Origin of the sequence: Stenotrophomonas sp. 3diitr2024 (assembly GCF_042136455.1) — a bacterium.
Classification (GTDB): Bacteria; Pseudomonadota; Gammaproteobacteria; order Xanthomonadales; family Xanthomonadaceae; genus Stenotrophomonas; species Stenotrophomonas sepilia.
Genome location: NZ_JBHHMJ010000213.1, coordinates 1 through 323 on the forward strand (window position 1 = coordinate 1; position 323 = coordinate 323).

A 323-nucleotide genomic window follows, 5' to 3' on the forward strand; every position below is an offset into this window, starting at 1 on the left:
CAAGGGCCAGATCGGCCAGGTGAACTACGCCACCGCCAAGGCCGCGATGCACGGTTTCAGCCGTGCACTGGCCGCCGAAGTGGCCTCGCGCGGCGTTACCGTCAACACGCTGTCGCCGACGTGGCCAAGCAGGTCGCCGGCCTGGACCACCTGGCCACGCGACAGACCCTCGGCCCAGCCCTCCAGATGCGCGTAGTAGTAGCGTTCGCGCCCGGGTCCTGGCCACCATGACCGGGATCGATCGCCACCACCAGGTGGCGCATGCCGGGCTGCATGCGGATGCGCGATGCATCGCTGGGCATCGCCGGACGCGGCGGCTCGGC

General features: G+C 70.6%; 3 pseudogenes. 1 reads left to right on the top strand and 2 read right to left on the bottom strand.

The window, feature by feature from the left end:
• Nucleotides 1-163, top strand: a pseudogene (locus tag ABGA94_RS04860) (SDR family NAD(P)-dependent oxidoreductase); the annotation flags it as partial.
• On the opposite strand, the pseudogene ABGA94_RS04865 reads toward ABGA94_RS04860, so the two are convergent.
• Nucleotides 109-228, bottom strand: a pseudogene (locus ABGA94_RS04865) (M23 family peptidase); the annotation flags it as partial. The pseudogenes ABGA94_RS04860 and ABGA94_RS04865 sit on opposite strands and share 55 nt — an antisense overlap.
• Nucleotides 195-323, bottom strand: a pseudogene (locus tag ABGA94_RS04870) (N-acetylmuramoyl-L-alanine amidase); the annotation flags it as partial. The pseudogenes ABGA94_RS04865 and ABGA94_RS04870, both read right to left, overlap by 34 nt.